Source organism: Thioalkalivibrio sp. ALE21, assembly GCF_003208255.1.
GTDB lineage: Bacteria > Pseudomonadota > Gammaproteobacteria > Ectothiorhodospirales > Ectothiorhodospiraceae > Thioalkalivibrio > Thioalkalivibrio halophilus.
In genome coordinates this window covers 1-16,598 of the sequence record NZ_QKMA01000025.1, presented here as the reverse complement: position 1 = coordinate 16,598, position 16,598 = coordinate 1, and the positions used below count along the sequence as shown (strand labels likewise).

At 66.8% G+C, this 16,598-nt stretch carries 13 protein-coding genes, 1 tRNA gene, 1 other RNA gene and 2 pseudogenes; 6 read left to right on the top strand and 11 right to left on the bottom strand.

Annotation, left to right across the window (positions count from 1 at the left end; translation table 11 throughout):
• From D893_RS12810 to D893_RS12775, 7 genes and pseudogenes are all read right to left on the bottom strand, one after another.
• Positions 1-154 (bottom strand): annotated as a pseudogene (locus D893_RS12810) (IS256 family transposase); the annotation flags it as partial.
• A 96-nt stretch (positions 155-250) separates the two neighbouring features.
• Positions 251-799: pseudogene (locus tag D893_RS12800) on the bottom strand (response regulator); the annotation flags it as partial.
• 92 nt (positions 800-891) lie between these two features.
• The gene (locus D893_RS12795) at positions 892-2,223 is read right to left on the bottom strand and encodes a DUF3422 domain-containing protein (protein ID WP_077244008.1); all 1,332 of its coding nucleotides are present in this window, start codon (positions 2,221-2,223) and stop codon (positions 892-894) included.
• A gap of 80 nt (positions 2,224-2,303) precedes the next feature.
• Positions 2,304-3,176, bottom strand: coding sequence for a squalene synthase HpnC (hpnC, locus tag D893_RS12790; protein ID WP_110619991.1), 873 nt, complete (start codon positions 3,174-3,176; stop codon positions 2,304-2,306).
• A 98-nt stretch (positions 3,177-3,274) separates the two neighbouring features.
• Complete coding sequence (gene gph, locus D893_RS12785) at positions 3,275-3,952, bottom strand: phosphoglycolate phosphatase (protein WP_018945915.1); 678 nt, start codon at positions 3,950-3,952, stop codon at positions 3,275-3,277.
• Positions 3,949-4,668, bottom strand: coding sequence for a bifunctional 2-polyprenyl-6-hydroxyphenol methylase/3-demethylubiquinol 3-O-methyltransferase UbiG (gene ubiG / locus D893_RS12780; protein WP_110619990.1), 720 nt, complete (start codon positions 4,666-4,668; stop codon positions 3,949-3,951). Before ubiG ends, gph begins: the two co-directional genes overlap by 4 nt.
• Before the next feature lie 6 nt (positions 4,669-4,674).
• The gene (locus D893_RS12775) at positions 4,675-6,012 is read right to left on the bottom strand and encodes a TRZ/ATZ family hydrolase (RefSeq protein ID WP_110619989.1); all 1,338 of its coding nucleotides are present in this window, start codon (positions 6,010-6,012) and stop codon (positions 4,675-4,677) included.
• 201 nt (positions 6,013-6,213) lie between these two features.
• On the opposite strand from D893_RS12775, the gene D893_RS12770 reads away from it, so the two are divergent.
• The 3 genes from D893_RS12770 to D893_RS12760 are packed head-to-tail and all read left to right on the top strand — an operon-like array spanning position 6,214 to position 10,067.
• Complete coding sequence (locus D893_RS12770; protein WP_038035878.1) at positions 6,214-7,344, top strand: polysaccharide export protein; 1,131 nt, start codon at positions 6,214-6,216, stop codon at positions 7,342-7,344.
• An 18-nt stretch (positions 7,345-7,362) separates the two neighbouring features.
• Positions 7,363-7,803 (top strand): low molecular weight protein-tyrosine-phosphatase, encoded by a 441-nt coding sequence (locus tag D893_RS12765; protein ID WP_110619988.1) that lies wholly within the window; start codon positions 7,363-7,365, stop codon positions 7,801-7,803.
• 35 nt (positions 7,804-7,838) lie between these two features.
• On the top strand, positions 7,839-10,067 hold the full coding sequence (locus D893_RS12760) for a polysaccharide biosynthesis tyrosine autokinase (protein ID WP_110619987.1): 2,229 nt from the start codon (positions 7,839-7,841) through the stop codon (positions 10,065-10,067).
• Between the two features lie 13 nt (positions 10,068-10,080).
• Here the strand turns inward: D893_RS12760 and D893_RS12755 are convergent, their stop codons facing one another.
• The 3 genes from D893_RS12755 to D893_RS12745 all read right to left on the bottom strand — a co-directional run bounded on the left by D893_RS12755 (position 10,081) and on the right by D893_RS12745 (position 12,392).
• Entirely contained in the window at positions 10,081-11,988 is a 1,908-nt protein-coding gene (locus D893_RS12755) for a nucleoside-diphosphate sugar epimerase/dehydratase (RefSeq protein WP_110619986.1), read from the bottom strand.
• 126 nt (positions 11,989-12,114) lie between these two features.
• Positions 12,115-12,261: non-coding RNA, RtT sRNA (locus D893_RS12750), on the bottom strand.
• 40 nt (positions 12,262-12,301) lie between these two features.
• Positions 12,302-12,392: transfer RNA gene (locus tag D893_RS12745), tRNA-Ser, on the bottom strand.
• A 441-nt stretch (positions 12,393-12,833) separates the two neighbouring features.
• Between D893_RS12745 and soxB the strand changes: the two genes are divergently transcribed.
• A complete protein-coding gene (gene soxB / locus D893_RS12740; protein ID WP_110619985.1) occupies positions 12,834-14,567 on the top strand; it encodes a thiosulfohydrolase SoxB in 1,734 nt (577 codons plus the stop codon).
• A 262-nt stretch (positions 14,568-14,829) separates the two neighbouring features.
• Positions 14,830-15,900, top strand: coding sequence for a 23S rRNA (cytidine(2498)-2'-O)-methyltransferase RlmM (gene rlmM / locus D893_RS12735; protein ID WP_110619984.1), 1,071 nt, complete (start codon positions 14,830-14,832; stop codon positions 15,898-15,900).
• A 10-nt stretch (positions 15,901-15,910) separates the two neighbouring features.
• On the opposite strand, the gene D893_RS12730 is transcribed toward rlmM, so the two are convergent.
• Positions 15,911-16,330 (bottom strand): secondary thiamine-phosphate synthase enzyme YjbQ, encoded by a 420-nt coding sequence (locus tag D893_RS12730; protein ID WP_110619983.1) that lies wholly within the window; start codon positions 16,328-16,330, stop codon positions 15,911-15,913.
• A gap of 109 nt (positions 16,331-16,439) precedes the next feature.
• Between D893_RS12730 and D893_RS12725 the strand changes: the two genes are divergently transcribed.
• The coding region (locus D893_RS12725) for a helix-turn-helix domain-containing protein (RefSeq protein ID WP_146220555.1) at positions 16,440-16,598 on the top strand (159 nt) is incomplete at its 3' end.

The window sequence follows — 16,598 nt, the reverse complement described above, 5'->3', positions numbered from 1 at the left end:
GACCGTCCGGCAAACGATCCTCCGCGTAGGTCTCCATGAACGTCTGCAACTCTGCCTCCACCGCTTGCTTGATCAGATCCCGCGCCCCGCGGCGCAGAAGTTCGGTCAACGGGTCCTCTGGTCCGTTCGGCAGGTCTGTCGTATCGTGAGCCATGGTGGCGTATCTCCTCTGGCTGGCTGGTTGGTCGCACTCCCATTCCAGCCGGATACGCCGCCTTCCTCAATCCCCCCCGTACACCACTTTCGACAGTAACTCGTCCAGCAGCTGCTCGCGGGTGAAGACCCGGTCGGGGTGGGTCATGAAGAAGTGCAGCAGGTTGTATTCGGTGGGGCCCAGGCTGACCGGTTGCCCGTTGCCGCTGACCCGGTGCGAGACAGGATCGAGCGCCAGACCGCGGAATTCCACAGGCTCCTCCGAGCTGGTGGGCGTGGTGCGCCGGAGCACGGCCTTGATCCGCGCCACCAGCTCACGCGGCGAAAACGGTTTGACAATGTAATCGTCCGCGCCGACGTCCAGCCCGCGGACGCGGTCTTCTTCCTCGCCGCGCGCGGTCAGCATGATCACCGGGATGTCCTTGGTGACGGGGCTGGCCTTGAGTTCTCGGGCCCAGTCGAGCCCGCTGATGTCCGGCAGCATCCAGTCCAGCAGGACCAGATCGGGCGGCTCCTGGAGCAGGTCGGTGCGCGCGCTGCGGACGTCGCCTGCCTCGCGCAGATCGTAGCCGGCCCGATTGAGGGGCAGGCGGAGCATCTCGCGGATGGCGAGGTCATCCTCCACAAGCAGGATCGAAACAGCCATGTTGGCCTCCGGTTGCGTGATGACCGCATTGCATAACAGGCGTGTTACAGACGTGTGAACACGGCATCATGCGACGGGAATCCTGTTCGCCGTCATTGGCGTCCGTCGTCGCCGTGACTGGCGGTGATGCGCGCGCGCATGCGGCGCTGGGCAAACCATACTCCGCCAACCACCACCGGCACCGTGGCGCCGATGGCGATGTTGACCGGGATCGGCAGGGTGCCGGCATCGTCCATCCCGCGCAGGAAATAGGCCAGCAGGCTGGTCAGATAATAGGAGATCACCACCACCGACAGCCCTTCGACGGTCTCCTGCAGGCGCAGCTGCAGATGGGCGCGCCGGTTCATGGAGCGCAGCAGGTCCCGGTTCTGGTTTTCCACGGCGACGTCCACGCGGGTCCGCAGCATGGAGGTGGTGCGGTGAATCCGGGTCGCGAGGTTGTTGAGCCGTTCGTCCTGCGAGCGGCAGGTGCGCATGGCCGGGTCCAGACGCCGGCCGAGGTATTCGCACAGGGTCTGCAGGCCCGGGATACGCACCGGGCGCAGTTCCTCGGCGCGCTTGTCCACCATGGAGGCGTAGGCGCGTGCGGCGTGGAAGCGGGTCGCCGTGTGGCTGCCCATGCGCTCGACATCGGCGGCCAGGTCGGACAGCGCGGCCAGCAGCCGCTGTTCGCGGTCCGTGCCGTGGAAATATTCGGAGATCCCGGCCATTTCGTCGTTGATGTCGTTGAGGCGGCCTTCCAGTTCGTTGAGCTCGGGCATCAGTTCGCGTGCCAGCGGCAGTGCCAGCAGGGCCATCAGGCGATAGGTCTCCAGTTCGAGGACGCGCTGCACCAGGCGCCCGGCCTGACGGCGGGAGAGGTCCACGTCGCGTACCAGGAAGCGCTCAAAGCCGTCCTCGCGCACACGAAAATCGCTGAACACCCGACCGTCGCCGCCGGAGACGCCGTTGCCGGCGAACGAGTAGGGGGCGAACAGTTCGCCCAGCTCCTGCATGCTGCGCACCGGGGCCTCGCGCGGCTCCAGCTCCAGGTGGATGGCGGCAATGGTCTCCCCCGGCAGGCCGGTCAGCCAGTCGATGGGCACCCGATGGATGGCGGGATGGGTAAACGGTTCCTGCCGGGGTTCGTTCACAACGAAGAACGCCCAGGTGGAGAATTCGTTGTGGCGTTCCCAGCGCAGGCGGAACTCGCCCAGGTCCACGGCTACGAAGTTCTCGCCGTTCAGCGGGGGCTCGATTCCGTGCCGCCGGCACAGATCGGCGACACATTCACGTTCCCGGTCGATGGCTTCGCGCGGGCTCAGCAGGGTCAGCCAGGAGACCCGTGCCGGCGGATCCAGGGGCTCGTAGAAACGGGTATGGATCTCTTCCTGGATGGACTCGCGCAGGGGGTGGTTGCCGGGCAGCAGCGGGTTGGTTTGCATGTCAGTAGTCGGGTGATCGTTCGGAGTCGGAGTCGGAGTCGGAGTCGGAGTCGGGATCGGGATCGGGTCGGGGTGGACGTTCAGGCACCGCGTCCCCGTCGGCGCGGCCGCAGACTGTGCCACAGGACCACCGCCATATCGCGCGCGCCCAGGCGGGGGCGGGCGAAGGCATCGTTCTCCTGGCGCAGGCGCCAGAGCACGCGCGCGCCGCCATTGACGATGGCACGGATCTCGAGACCGAGCCGCCCGCCCAGGGTTCCGCCCAGCGGCGCGCCGGCGCGCAGCAGGCGGTCGGCGCGGGCGTACTGGAACTGCATCAGGTTCTGCAGGGGCAGGGTGTTGAGCCGCTCGCGCAGCATCACCTCGGTCACGCCGTAGCGGGCCATCTCGTCCTGCGGGAGATAGATGCGGTCGTTCTCGCTGATGTCCTGGTGCAGATCCTGGTAGAAGTTGATCAGCTGCAGGGCGGTGCAGATGGCATCCGACTGGCCCAGCATGGCGTCATCGGGTTCGCCCTGCAGGTGCAGGATCAGGCGGCCGACAGGGTTGGCCGAACGTCGGCAGTACTCCATGACCTCGCCGATGTCCGCATAGCGGGTCTTTTCCAGATCCTGGATGAACGCGTCCGCGAGGTCGACGAAGGGCTCGGCGGGAAGGTCGAAACGCTTCTTCGCGTCCGCCAGCGCGATCCATTCGGGGGTGCTCTCCGCGGCCGGGTCGTCCAGTGCCCGAATGTGCTCCTGCATCGCCTGCAGATCGGCGCGGCGGACCTCGGGCGCGCGCGGATCCTCGTCGGCGAGGTCGTCAGCGTCGCGCGCGTAGCAGTAGATCGCGGCCACCGGGTCGCGTATTGGGCGCGGCAGCAGGCGCGACGCGACCGGGAAGTTCTCGTAGTGCGACCGGGCACGCTGGCGGCAATGCCGATAGGCAGCGGCGATGTCGGGGCGGGCCATGTCAGCTCCAGTCGGGGATCTTGGTGCACCCATTATGCCGGTTTTGTCCTGTGTGGGAGGTCGGCCCTCCGGCCGATGGGACGGGCGGGGCCTGTCACTCAGCCGGCGGCGCGGGTGAACGTCTCGCGCCAGCCCCAGAAGTCGCCGGGATGGTCCAGGACACCGTCGGCACCCCAGCCGTCGGTGTTCTGACCGGCGTCAATGTAGCCCCAGGCGGCGATCAGCGTGCTCATGCCGGCGGCACGGCCGGCAGCGATGTCGCGTTCTGCATCGCCCCAGTAGCAGTGGTGTGCGGGCTCGAGCCCGGTCTGGCGGGCGGCCAGCCACATGGGGTCGGGGTCCGGCTTGCGCCGATTGAGGCTGTCGCCGGAGACGATCGCGCTCATGCGCGGGGCGAGGCCCAGGGCCTCCAGCAGCGGTTCGGTCAGCCACGCGGGCTTGTTGGTGACCACGCCCCAGCGCCAGCCGCGCGCCTCGATCTCGTTCAGCAGGGCGTCCATGCCCGGGAACAGCGCGGTGGCGATGCACAGGTCGCGCGCGTAGATCTCGAGGTAACGCTTTTTCAGGGCCTCGGTTTGCTCGTCCGGCGCGTCGGGGAAGGCCAGGGTGACCAGGGCGTGCGAGCCGTGCGAGACATGGTTGCGCACGGCATCGAAGGGCAGGGGCGCGCGGTCGTTCTCGGCCAGCAGCCGGTTGAGAGCGGCATGCATGTCGGGTGCGGTGTCGAGGAGGGTCCCGTCCAGATCGAACAGGACCGCGCCCGGTTCGTGGCTCATGCGCGTGCGGCCATCAGGTAGTTGACGTCGGTGTTCGGGGTCAGGCGGTAGCGCCCGGACAGCGGCGACCAGGTGAGCCCGGTCAGGTCGGCCACCTCCACGTGATGCCGGCGCAGCTGCGCGGCCAGCTCCGAGGGGCGGATGAAACGGCCGTACTCGTGGGTGCCAGCCGGCAGCAGGCGCATCACGTATTCGGCGCCCACGATGGCCTCGGCAAACGCGCGCGGGGTGCGGTTGATGGTGGAGAGGAAGACCCAGCCGCCGGGCCGGACCAGTCGGCACAGGGCGTCGATCACGTTCTCCGGGTCCGGCACGTGTTCCAGCATTTCCAGGCAGGTGACCACGTCGTATTCGCCGGGGTGCTTTTCCGCGTGCTCCTCGGCCGTTACGTGCAGATAACGCACGGAAACTCCGCTGTCGTGGGCGTGCTCGCGCGCGACTTCCAGGTGTTCGGCACCGGCGTCCAGTCCGGTGACCTCGGCCCCGCGCACGGCCATCGCTTCGGACAGGATCCCGGCGCCGCAGCCGACGTCCAGCACCTTCTTGCCGGCCAGGTCGGCATGGCCGTCGATCCACTCCAGGCGCAGGGGGTTGATCGCGTGCAGGGTGGCGAAGGCCCCGTTGGGGTCCCACCATTCATGCGCGCGATCGGTGAATTTGTGGATCTCGGCCGGGTCGACGTTGGCCTGATCAGTGCGGGAATGGGTCGCGGTCATGGCGGTTCAGGTCTCACACGATTGCAGGGTCTCGGCCACGCGGCCCTGCCACCGAACGGCGCTGGCGTGGATGGCCTCAAGGTCCAGCGTAAGCAGTTCGCGGTCGGCGAGCAACGCCCGGCCGTCCACCCATACGTCGCGCACGGCCTCGCGGGTGGCGGCATAGACGATGCGTGCGTGCGGATCGTGTTCGGGCTGCAGCTCCGGGGAGGTCAGGTCGAGGCTGATCAGATCGGCCCGCTTGCCCGCTTCCAGTGAACCGATCTCGTGGTCCAGCCCCAGGGCGCGCGCGCTGCCCAGGGTTGCCATCTCCAGCACGCGCTCGGCCGGCAGCGCGGCTGCATCGCCACTCACGCCCTTGGCCAGCAGGGCCGCCGTGCGCATCTCGCCGATCATGTCGAGGTCGTTGTTGGAGGCGGTTCCGTCGGTGCCCAGCGCGAGGTTGATCCCGGCCTCGTCCAGGCGCGCCACGGGGCAGAAGCCGGACGCCAGTTTGAGGTTCGATTCGGGGCAGTGCGTGATCGACACCGGCCGGCCTTCCAGCAGGGCCAGGTCCTCGTCGCTGACCTGGGTCATGTGGACGGCCATGAACGGCTGGTCCAGCAGGCCCAGACGGGCGAGCCGGGCCAGCGGGCGTTCACCGCCGTTGCTCACCGCCTCGTCCACCTCGCCGGCGGTCTCGTGGACGTGGGTGTGCACCGGCACGCCCAGCTCGCGGGCGCGCTCGCCCACCCGCTGCATGCTCTCGTCACCGACGGTGTAAGGCGCGTGAGGAGCGACGGTGAAACGGATGCGGGGGTGATCACCCCAGGTCTCCACCACCTCGCGGCCGCGCTGGAAGTATTCGTCCGGGGTCTGCGCCCAGGGGGTGGGAAAGTCGAACACCGTCAGGCCCATCACCCCGCGGATGCCGCTGGCATCGACCGCGGCGGCGGCGTCCCCCACGAACAGATACATGTCGGAGAAGCAGGTGGTGCCGCCGCGCAGCATTTCCGCGGCAGCCAGCCGGGTGCCGTCGTTGACGAACTCCGGCGACAGCAGCCGGCCCTCCACCGGCCATACGTAGCGCTTCAGCCACTCCATCAGCGGCTGGTCGCTGCCGATGCCGCGCAACAGGGTCATGCCGGCATGGGTGTGGGCGTTCACCAGCCCCGGCATCAGGGCGTGCCCCTCGCGATGTTCGTGGCGGGCCTCGGGATGCTCGGCGAGGGCCTGTTCGCGCGGCTGGACGGCCAGGATGGCACCGTCGCGAATGACTACCGCATGGTCTTCCAGGACGGCTCCCCGTGGAACCACGGGCAGCACCCAGGAGGCGCTCAGGATCAGCGTGGCTGCTTCGGACATCGGAACTCCGCGATGACGGTTTGAAAATCGGGTTTCGGAATCCGCGCATGGTAAGGAAACGTGGACCAATGTACACGTTCGCGGCCCGGCCGACGGACCGCGGCGATACTCGGAAAGGATGGGGCCGGAACTGTGGAATATGCCCGCACCGAGCTGTATCCTTGCGGCCTTCAGAGATCGCCAAACCGGGTGCAGTTGTCAATGATCGCAGCAGGAAGCTGGAAAACCGCGGTGCCTCTCGTGGTCGCCGTCGCCCTGTCGGGCTGCGGGTTCGCGCCGGGTGGTTTCATTCAGGAGCGCGCCGAGAGCGAACCACTGCACGACAAGGTGGAAGTGAAGCCGATCACCCGGGGTCTGGTTCGTCAGGAGGCCGAGGATCCCGTCCAGCCGGATCTGGAACAGGCACGCGAGGAGCTCGAGGCGGATGACACGCGGTACGACTACCGGATCGGTCGCGGCGACGTGCTCAGCATCATCGTTTATGACCATCCCGAACTGACGATCCCGGCCGGTTCGGAACGCTCGGCGGCCGAATCCGGCAATACGGTGCATTCCGACGGGACCATCTTCTATCCGTTCGTCGGACGGGTGGAGGTCGAGGGCCGAACGGTCGCCGAAGTGCGGGACATCCTTGCGGAAGAGCTCGCCGCGGTCATCAATGATCCGCAGGTAGAAGTGCTGGTGGCGGATTACCGCTCGCAGCAGGTGCACGTGACCGGCGAGGTGCGCGAACCGGGGCGCCAGCCGGTGACCAACGTTCCGTTGACGGTGCTGGACGCGATCAATGATGCCGGTGGGCTGACCGAGGAGGCGAACTGGCACAACGTACGTCTGACACGCGATGGTGAAGAAGTGCCGCTGTCGATGTACGCGATGCTGAGCGAGGGCGATCTGTCCGAGAACCGCGTGCTCCGGGATGGCGACGTGCTGCACGTGCCGGACACGACCGACCAGAAGGCGTATGTGCTGGGCGAGGTGGGCGAACCGCGCAGTATCCCGATGGGACGCGGACGGATCTCGCTGACCGACGCACTTACCGATTCCGGTGGCTTCAACGAGGCGACGGCGGATGCCAGCGGCATCTTTGTGGTCCGTCAGGCGCCGCCGGACAGTGACCTGCTGGCGACGGTTTACCAGCTGGACGCCCGGGATGCCACGGCGCTGGTGCTGGGGACCGAGTTCGAGCTCGAACCCATGGATATCGTCTATGTGACGACGACTCCCCTGGGGCGCTGGAACCGTGTGATCAATCAGTTGCTGCCGACTGTTAACGCTGTTTATCGTGCCTCCCAGGCCACGCGCGACGTGCGCGAGCTGCGCGACGACTTCTGAGCGGGCAGGGTGGAACGGATGTTTGAACGGATCCTCGTGGTATGTACGGGCAACATCTGTCGCAGTCCGGTGGCCGAGGCGATGCTGCGCCGGCATGCCCCGGAGCGCAGCATTGGCTCGGCCGGTCTGGGCGCGCTGGTCGGCGAGGGTGTCGCGCCGCAGGCGCGGGCACTGGCGGAGGCCGATGGCCTGGACGTGTCCGGTCACGAGGCCCGGCAAGTGACCATCGGCATGCTCGAGCAATCGGATCTGGTGCTGGTGATGAGCGACGGGCAGCGCCAGGCGATCGGCCGCAACCACCCCCGTGCCCTGGGCAAGACCATGCGTTTCGGCCACTGGCTGGATGACGGTCGCGGGCGCGATATTCCCGATCCCTATGGCAAGAGCGACGAGGCATTTCGGCAAGTGCACGCGCTGCTGACCGAAGCCGCACAGAGCTGGGCGGAGCGACTGGGCTGATCTCCCGGCCGCGCCACGACAGGAACAGGTAACCCATGACGCAGACCCCCGCTTCCCCGCCGCCGGCGGATGACGAGATCGACCTTGGCCGGCTGCTCGGACTGCTGCTCGATCACAAGTGGTGGATCGTCGGCATCACCTTCCTGTTCATGCTGGGCGGAGGGGCGTATGCGACCCTCTCGACGCCGGTCTACCAGGCGGATGCGCTGGTCCAGGTGGAGGATACCGGCGGTGTCAGTGCACCACTGAACGACATGCGCGAGATGCTGGGGCGCGAGCCGCGTGCATCGGCGGAACTGGAGATTCTGCGTTCGCGCATGGTGCTGGGTCAGGCGGTGGATCGCGAGCGCCTGGACCTGATCGTGCGTCCGGTGCGCCTGCCGGTCATCGGAGATTTTCTGGTCCGCCGGGACTGGGACCGGAGCCGGGCCGCCGTGTTGGGCGGCGTCGCCGAGCGCTATGCGTGGTCCGGAGAATCGCTGACGGTGGGCGATCTGCGGGTCACGCCCGCGATGGAAGGGGAAACCCTGACACTGCAGGTCACCGGCGAGGATCAGTTCCGCCTGGCCCACGACGATCGGGTCCTGGGAGAAGGCCGAACCGGGGAGGAGGCGAGCTTCCTCGACGGGCAGATCATCCTGTTTGTGGAGGACATCTCGGCCGGGGCCGGGGCCCGCTTCGAACTCCAGCGCCACGCTCGGCTGGCCGCGATACGCGATCTGCGCAACCGTTTCCAGGCCACGGAACAGGGCAATGAGAGCGGTGTCTTCAGCCTGACATTCACCCACACCGATTCGGAACAGGCTCGCGGCGCCCTGAACGCGATCAGTGACATCTATCGCCGCCAGAACGTCGAACGTCAGGCCGCGGAGGCGGAACAGAGCCTGGAGTTCCTGGAAGAGCAGGTGCCCCAGGTACGGGCACGGCTGCGGGAAGCGGAAGACGCCCTGAACGAGTATCAGGTGGAGCAGGAAAGCGTCGACATGTCGATGGAGACGCAGGCGGTCCTCGACCGGCTGGTTGACCTGGAGCGCCAGATCACCGAGCTGGAATTCGAGGAGGCGGAGATCTCCCGTCGGTACACGCAGAACCATCCGACCTACGTCACCCTGCTGGAAAAACGCGAGCAACTGGAGAACGAGCGCCGGGAGCTGCAGCAGGAGATCGGGGGTCTGCCGGAGACCCAGCAACAGGTACTCCGGCTGCAGCGTGATGTCGAAGTGAACCAGGAAGTCTATGTCCAGCTGCTCAACCGCATGCAGGAGATGGACATCACGCGAGCCAGCACGGTGGGGAATGTCCGCATCCTGGACGATGCCGCAGTTCTGCCGTCACCGGTGGAGCCACAGCGCGGGCTGATCGTGGCGCTGGCAACGGTCCTCGGCGGCATGCTTTCGGTGGCGCTGGTGCTGCTGCGCGGGATGCTCAACCGGGGCGTTGAATCACAGGAGCAGATCGAGGAACTGGATCTACCGGTCTATGCGACCGTACCGCTGTCGGACGTGCAGCAGAAACTCGTCAAGCGGCTGCGGCGGCGGCGTGATCTGAAAAGCGGGCGTCGACGCGGGGCCACCGGGGAAGAAGGGGTCGTGACGGGGGTGCTGGCCTCGTATTCCCCGACGGACGGGGCCATCGAGGCGCTGCGTGGTCTGCGCAGCAGCCTGCATTTCGCGATGCTCGAGGCGGCGGACAATCGGCTGGTGATCACCGGTCCCAGCCCGGGTGTCGGCAAGAGTTTCATCTCGGTGAACCTGGCGGCGGTGTGTGCCCAGGCGGGCCAGAAGGTCCTGGTGGTCGACGCCGACATGCGCAAGGGGCACGTTCATCATGCGTTCGGCGAGGCCAGTGCGGGCGGTCTCTCCGATCTGCTGTCGGAGAAGCTGACGCCCGGGGAGGCCATCCGCCATACCGATATCGAGGGCCTCGATTACATGGCCCGGGGCTCGGCGCCCCCGAATCCCGCCGAGCTGCTGATGAACGAGCGTTTTACCCGGTTCCTCGATCAGGCGAGCGAGCAGTACGACCTGGTGCTGATCGATACGCCGCCGATCCTGGCGGTGACGGACGCCTCCGTGGTCGCGCGCCACTGCTCGACCACCCTGATGGTGGTGCGCTTCCAGCTCAACCCGCCGCGCGAGATCGAGGCGGCGCGGCGTCGTCTGGAGAGTGCGGGCGTGGAGACGCGGGGTGCGATCCTGAATTCCATGGAAGCCACCGCCAGTGCCAGTTACGGTTACGGCTACTACCACTACTCGTACAAGTAGCGGAACTCCCGGTTCACCCGGCGGGACGGTATTCGGGAACGATTTCCCGCAGACGTGCGCGGGTCGCCGCGGCATCCATCGCCTGGTCGGCGCGTTCCAGAGCCGCCAGCGCCTCGCTGAGGGCATCCGCCGGTGCCCGGTCTTCGCGGGCCTGCATGATGCGGGGGTGGCGCGTGCTCTCCACGTTGTCGCCAATGAGCAGTTCTTCGTAGAGCTTTTCGCCCGGGCGCAGCCCGGTGAACTGGATCGCCACGCCGTCGGGCGGGTCGCCGTTGTCGTCCCGGACCTGGCGGCCGTGCAGGCGGATCATGCGTCGGGCGAGATCCTGGATTCGTACGGGCTCGCCCATGTCGAGGACAAAGACCTCACCGCCGCCGGCCATGGTGCCGGCCTGGATCACCAGCTCGGCGGCCTCCGGGATGGACATGAAGTAGCGCGTGATCTCGGGGTGGGTCACCGTGACGGGGCCGCCTTCCCGGATCTGGCGATGAAACAGGGGCACGACGGAACCGGATGATCCGAGGACGTTGCCAAAGCGCACCATGGAAAACACGGTAGCCGGGGTGCCGGCTGCCCGGTCCTGCAGGATCATTTCCGCCAGCCGCTTGCTCGCGCCCATGACGTTGGTGGGGCGCACGGCCTTGTCGGTACTGATGAGGATGAATCGTTCCACGCCGGCCGCGATCGCGGCGTCGGCCAGCACCCGCGTTCCGAGGACATTGTTGCGCACTCCCTCGACGGCATTCTCCTCGACGATGGGTACGTGCTTGTAGGCGGCCGCATGGTAAAGGGTCTGGATCCGGTGGCGGGCGAGGACGGATTCCACCCGCCGGGGCAGGGTGACCGACCCCAGAACGGCATGGATCGGGCAGTCCAGGCCGAGCTCGGCACGCAGTGCCTGCATTTCCTGTTCGATACGGTAGAGCGCGAATTCGTTGCGTTCGAACAGGACGAGTTCGGCCGGTCCCTGGCGGAGGATGCGCCGGCACAGCTCCGAGCCGATGGAGCCGCCGGCACCGGTGACCATTACGCGGCGATCCACAATGCTGCATTGCAGCAGGTCCGGCTGAGGCGGCACCGGGTCGCGTCCCAGGAGATCCGCCACGTCGATATCTTCGAGCTGGTCCAGGCGCGCCTGGCCGGAGACGACGGCCTCCATGGAGGGTACCGACTGCACATGCAGGGGATAGGGCTCGAGGCGCTCCAGGATGGCCTTGCGCGCCGAGCGCGAGGCCGAAGGAACGGCCAGCAGGATGCGCCGGATGCCGTACTGGTGCATCAGCGTCCCGATCATCTGCGGGGGGTGGACCCGAATGCCGTTGATCGCCTGCCCCTGCAGGGCCGGGTTGTCGTCGATGAAGGCGACGATGCGGAACTGCCCGGTGGTGCCGAGGCCGGCCGCGAGCTGCATCCCGGCGGCACCGGCGCCATAGACCAGTACGGGTTCCGCGTGGCGGCGCAGTTCGTTCACGTTCTGGTACCAGCTGCGCACGAGAAAACGGCTGCCGCCCACGTAGATGAAGGCCAGGAGGGCGAAGGCCACCGGGACGAGGCGAGGGAAGTCGTCCAGCCGGCCAATCGCCGCGGCCGCCCACAGGAATCCGGCGAGCAGGACGACCCCGGTGGCCACGGACCATACCGCGCGGATTCCCATGAAACGAACCACGGCACGGTAGAGGCCCAGCCGGGCGAAGATGAACACACCGACCACCGGCAGCAGGGGAAACAGCCACCAGGCATTGATCAGGGCTTCGGGCAGGGGTTCGGCCAGACGGAGGGCGAAGGCCGTCCACAGGGCGAGCGGAAGCATGGCCACATCGGCCGCGACCATCAGCCAGCGCTTGGTTCGGCGCGGCAGGTTGATGAGGGAGCCCAGCCAGCGGGTGCGGTGGTCGCCCGTTTGATCCTTGGGGTTGCCCATTCTTCCCTGGTCCCGGCGCGGAGTGCGCGCCATACGCGGAGCCGATGTAAAAAAAGGGCCGCGAGGGCCCTTTCTTGCCGAGTTCCGGCGTTGCCCGCTGCGGGCGCCGGAATACCCCCTGAAATCTGGCGGAGAGGGAGGGATTACTCGCCACGCCGTGGCTCGCCCTCCGGGCCATCGCCTGCGGCGATGTTCGGGTGCCGCGGTGCGGCACCCGTCGAACCCGGTTTGCTCGATTCCTCGGGTTCGAATCCCTCGTCCGACCGGGATTTACATGGAACCAGGGGCCCGGTTGCCCCCTGGTTCAAAAATCTGGCGGAGAGGGAGGGATTCGAACCCTCGATACGGGGTTACCGTATACACACTTTCCAGGCGTGCGCCTTCGACCGCTCGGCCACCTCTCCGTAAGCTGCGAAAGGTTAAACGACATCGGCGCCGTGTGCAATCGACGAAACCGCGCGGTCCCGAAAGGTGGCCCCCGCCGGAGTGTGCCGGCATTACTCGTTGATCTGCATCACGAACTCGCTTTCTCCTGACGCTACACTTGAACTGTCCGCTTTCTGCGGTGGTGGTCGCCGGCAGGCTCTCTGCCCCGGGCCGGGCACCGTCAAGTGGTGTATGTCGCGTGTTGGCCCCTTCAGGACGAAGGGGCCTTTTTTGTTATCCCCTTCGCGTGTGGGCGTTTTGCGACGCAGCCGCCGTTCCACGTCACGCTATAGCAATGGCCCCTGTCGGGACGGAATAACCGATGGCGGGCCGACGTCTTTTCGTTCACCAGGGCGTCTGGCAGCGCTACCCGGCCGACGTCTTTACTTCATTCAGGTCCTAACACTCAGGAGTGGTATATGAACCTCACGCGGAGGGAATTCCTCGAAGTCATGGTGGCCGCCAGCGCGGCCGGTCTCGCCACCAATGCCTGGGCGGGCGAGAGCATCGACTGGCAGCGCGCGCCGTCGGATTTCTACGACATTTCTCCGTTCGGGAACGTGTCTCTGCTGCATTACACCGACTGCCACGCGCAGCTGCGCCCGGTCTATTTCCGTGAGCCGGACGTGAACATTGGCGTGGGGGACATGCAGGGCAAGCCGCCGGTGCTGGCCGGCGAGGCGCTGCTCGACCACTTCGGGGTCGAAAAGGGCACGCCCGAGGCCCATGCGCTGACCTTCCTCGATTTCGCCGAGGCGGCCGAGAAGTACGGTCGGGTCGGCGGCTTCTCGCATCTGTCGACCCTGGTGAAGCGCCTGCGTGCGGACCGGCCGAACTCCCTCCTGCTGGACGGTGGCGACACCTGGCAGGGTTCGGCGACCTCGCTGTGGACCGGCGGGCAGGACATGGTCGACGCGCAGAAGCTCCTGGGCGTGGACGTGATGACCGGTCACTGGGAGTTCACCTTCGGTGACGAGCGCGTCAAGGAAGTCATCGAGAACGACTTCAAGCCCAACGGCATCGACTTCGTCGCGCAGAACGTCGAGGACCGCGACTGGGGTGACCGGATCTTCGAGCCCTACACCATCCGCGAGATGAACGGCGTCCCGGTGGCCGTGATCGGGCAGGCCTTCCCGTACACCTCGGTGGCCAATCCGGATTACATGTTCCCGGAATGGTCGTTCGGCATCCGTGACGACAAGATGCAGCAGATGATCGACGAGGTGCGTCAGAAGGGCGCGAAGGTCGTGGCGATCCTGTCGCACAACGGTATGGTGACGGACATCGAAATGGCCCGTCGGCTGCGCGACGTCGACGTAATCATGGGCGGCCACACCCACGACGCAATCCCGGGTGCGCTGGAGATCGAGAACGCCGCGGGCGAGCGCACGCTGGTGACCAATGCCGGTTCCAACGGCAAGTTCCTGGGCGTGCTGGATCTGGATGTGAACGACAGCGGCATCAAGGACTACCGCTTCAAGATGCTGCCGGTGTTCGCCAACATGCTGGACGCGGATCCGGAGATGGAGGCGCACATCGAAGAGGTGCGCAAGCCGTTCGAGGACCAGCTGCGGGAAGAACTGGCGGTGACCGACGACGTCCTCTACCGCCGCGGCAACTTCAACGGGACCTTCGACGAGGTCATCGTGCAGGCGATGATGGAAGAGATGGACGCCGAAGTCGCGCTGTCGCCGGGTTTCCGCTGGGGCGTGAGTGTGCTGCCGGGCCAGCCGATCACTTTCGAAGAGCTGATGACCCAGACCGCGACGACGTACTCCGAGACCACGCGCAACGAGATGACCGGCGCGGATCTCAAGCACGCGATGGAAGACGTGGCCAACTCGATCTTCAACGAAGACCCGTATCGTCATCGCGGCGGTGACATGGTGCGCACCGGTGGTGTCCGCTACACCATCGACCCGCACAAGCCGATGGGCGAGCGCATCACCGACATGGAGATCAATGGCGAACCCATGGATCCGGAACGGCGCTATGTGGTGGCGGGCTGGGCCGACGTGCATCAGCCGCATGACACGCCCCCGGTCTGGGAAGTGGTGGGTAACTGGCTGCGCAACCAGGATACGGTCAACGTGGGCGAGCCCTACCTGCCGAAGCTGAAGAACGTGGAGGGCGATCCCGGCCTGGCTCGCTAAGGCCGCCAGATGCTCCGGATCCTTGCGATCCGGAGCCGGATTGTGAAGGGCCGTCCCGCGAGGGGCGGCCCTTTTTGTTGCCCCCGAGAGGCCTCGAGTGAAGTGAGAGGTCCCGGAAAGGCTCCCGGGGTGGTTTCTCGGGGTACCCTTGATGGGAGCGTGCTTGCATGCGAACAACGCGGGGTGTTGATTGGCGCCGCGATTCGCGGCCGGGGCCGCTCCACAGGGCGCCGCAGGCGCGCGGAATTACTTGGGGAGGATCATGGAAGAACTGCTTTTTTATTGCCGGGCAGGATTCGAAAAGGACCTGGCCGGCGAGCTGGCCGCGGAAGCCGCGCGCGAAGGCCTGGCCGTCTATCCACGGTTCGGTGAAGGGGCGGCATTCGTGCGCCTGTTGCCGGCCGATGGCGATCCGGCACCGCTGCGCGACGCCTTTCCCCTGGATGAGCGGATCTTCGCGCGCCAGCGCCTCCCGGCGCTGCATCCGCTGGAGGGCCTGTCACGCAAAGACCGGGTGAGCCCGGTCGTGGAACGGATTCGCGCGAGCGGCTGGTCGTTTGAGGCCATCTGGCACGAGACGCCGGATACCAACGAGGGCAAGGAGCTGCGCCGCCTGGGAAAGGCGCTGGAGCGTCCGCTGGAGTCGGCACTGCGCAAGGCTGGCGCGCTGCGCGAAGAGCGTGAGGCGCAGGGTCGTCGTCTGCATTGTTTCTGGACTGCCGGCGACCGTGTGCAGCTGGGTCTGGCCGCGCCGGAGAGCAGCAGCGACCGTCCGGGGGGCATCCTGCGGCTGAAGGCCCCGCGCGCAGCGCCCAGCCGTTCCGCACTGAAACTCGAGGAAGCCTGGCACCAGTTCCTGACACCCGAGGAGCGCGAACAGCGACTGGCGGAGGGCATGACGGCGGTGGATCTGGGGGCGGCGCCGGGGGGCTGGACCTGGCAGCTGGTGCGGCACGGCCTGCATGTCCAGGCCGTGGACAACGGTCCGATGGATGCCGACCTGATGGCCGGGGGACAAGTGGAGCATATCCGCGAGGATGCGTTCACCTGGATGCCCCCGCGTCCGGTGCACTGGCTGGTGTGCGACATCGTGGACCGACCCGGACGCGTCGCGGACCGCATAGGCGACTGGCTGGAGGCGGGATGGGCTGAAGAGGCGATCTTTAACCTCAAGCTCCCGATGAAGAAGCGCTACGAGACCGTGCGGGAATGTCTTGATCGGCTGGAGGGCCGGCTGGCCGGGCACGGATTTCGCGTGCACGCCCGCCAGCTGTATCACGATCGCGAGGAAATCACCGTGCATGCCCGTCCGGCCCGTGGTGCGGCCGGCTGAAGAAAACGGGTTATTCGCCCTGCACGGTCACGGTGAGACGCCGGTCGTGTCCGGCGTAACGGTGCTCCCAGAGGAAGATCCCCTGCCAGGTACCCAGAGCGGGGCGGCCGCGGGTGACCGGGAGAGTGAGGTCATTGTGGGTCAGCATGGCCCGGGCATGGGCGGCCATGTCGTCGTCGCCTTCCATGTCGTGGCGGTAGGCGGGGTCGCCGTCCGGCGCCAGCCGGGCCAGGATCGTCTCCAGATCGCGCCGGACGTCCGGGTCGGCGTTCTCGGTGATCAGCAGCGACGCACTGGTGTGGTGCTGGAAGACGTGGCAGGTGCCGGTGGTGATGCCCGAACGACGGATGATGTCGCGCACGGCATCGGTTACGGCGACGCTGCCGCGGCCCCGCGTGGTGATCGTCAGATCTTCCTGGTAAACGCTCATAAGCAACCCTGAATTCACAGAATAACTGCAACGCCTGAACCCGGAAGGGGTGGGCCAGCTGCCGCCGTAGAATGGGTGGCTCTCACCCCAAACCCATTCAGGCGTACCGATGAGGCACTACAGGCAGCTGACCCAGGAAGAACGATATCAGATCAGTGCGTTGCGCGGGCTGGGGCGCTCGCAGGGGGCGATTGCTCGGACGCTGGGCCGCAGCCCGGGGACGATCAGTCGAGAGCTGAAGCGCAACGGCGATGGCGGTTGCTACGAG

Bases quoted from the DNA above. Each gene is read 5' to 3' on its own strand.
- rlmM (WP_110619984.1), top strand. From the start codon at position 14,830: ATGGAAGAACTGCTTTTTTATTGCCGGGCAGGATTCGAAAAGGACCTG.
- gph (WP_018945915.1), bottom strand. From the start codon at position 3,952: ATGAGCCACGAACCGGGCGCGGTCCTGTTCGATCTGGACGGGACCCTC.
- ubiG (WP_110619990.1), bottom strand. From the start codon at position 4,668: ATGACCGCGACCCATTCCCGCACTGATCAGGCCAACGTCGACCCGGCC.
- D893_RS12795 (WP_077244008.1), bottom strand. From the start codon at position 2,223: ATGCAAACCAACCCGCTGCTGCCCGGCAACCACCCCCTGCGCGAGTCC.
- D893_RS12755 (WP_110619986.1), bottom strand. From the start codon at position 11,988: ATGGGCAACCCCAAGGATCAAACGGGCGACCACCGCACCCGCTGGCTG.
- D893_RS12765 (WP_110619988.1), top strand. From the start codon at position 7,363: ATGTTTGAACGGATCCTCGTGGTATGTACGGGCAACATCTGTCGCAGT.
- D893_RS12760 (WP_110619987.1), top strand. From the start codon at position 7,839: ATGACGCAGACCCCCGCTTCCCCGCCGCCGGCGGATGACGAGATCGAC.
- soxB (WP_110619985.1), top strand. From the start codon at position 12,834: ATGAACCTCACGCGGAGGGAATTCCTCGAAGTCATGGTGGCCGCCAGC.
- D893_RS12730 (WP_110619983.1), bottom strand. From the start codon at position 16,330: ATGAGCGTTTACCAGGAAGATCTGACGATCACCACGCGGGGCCGCGGC.
- D893_RS12775 (WP_110619989.1), bottom strand. From the start codon at position 6,012: ATGTCCGAAGCAGCCACGCTGATCCTGAGCGCCTCCTGGGTGCTGCCC.
- D893_RS12770 (WP_038035878.1), top strand. From the start codon at position 6,214: ATGATCGCAGCAGGAAGCTGGAAAACCGCGGTGCCTCTCGTGGTCGCC.
- hpnC (WP_110619991.1), bottom strand. From the start codon at position 3,176: ATGGCCCGCCCCGACATCGCCGCTGCCTATCGGCATTGCCGCCAGCGT.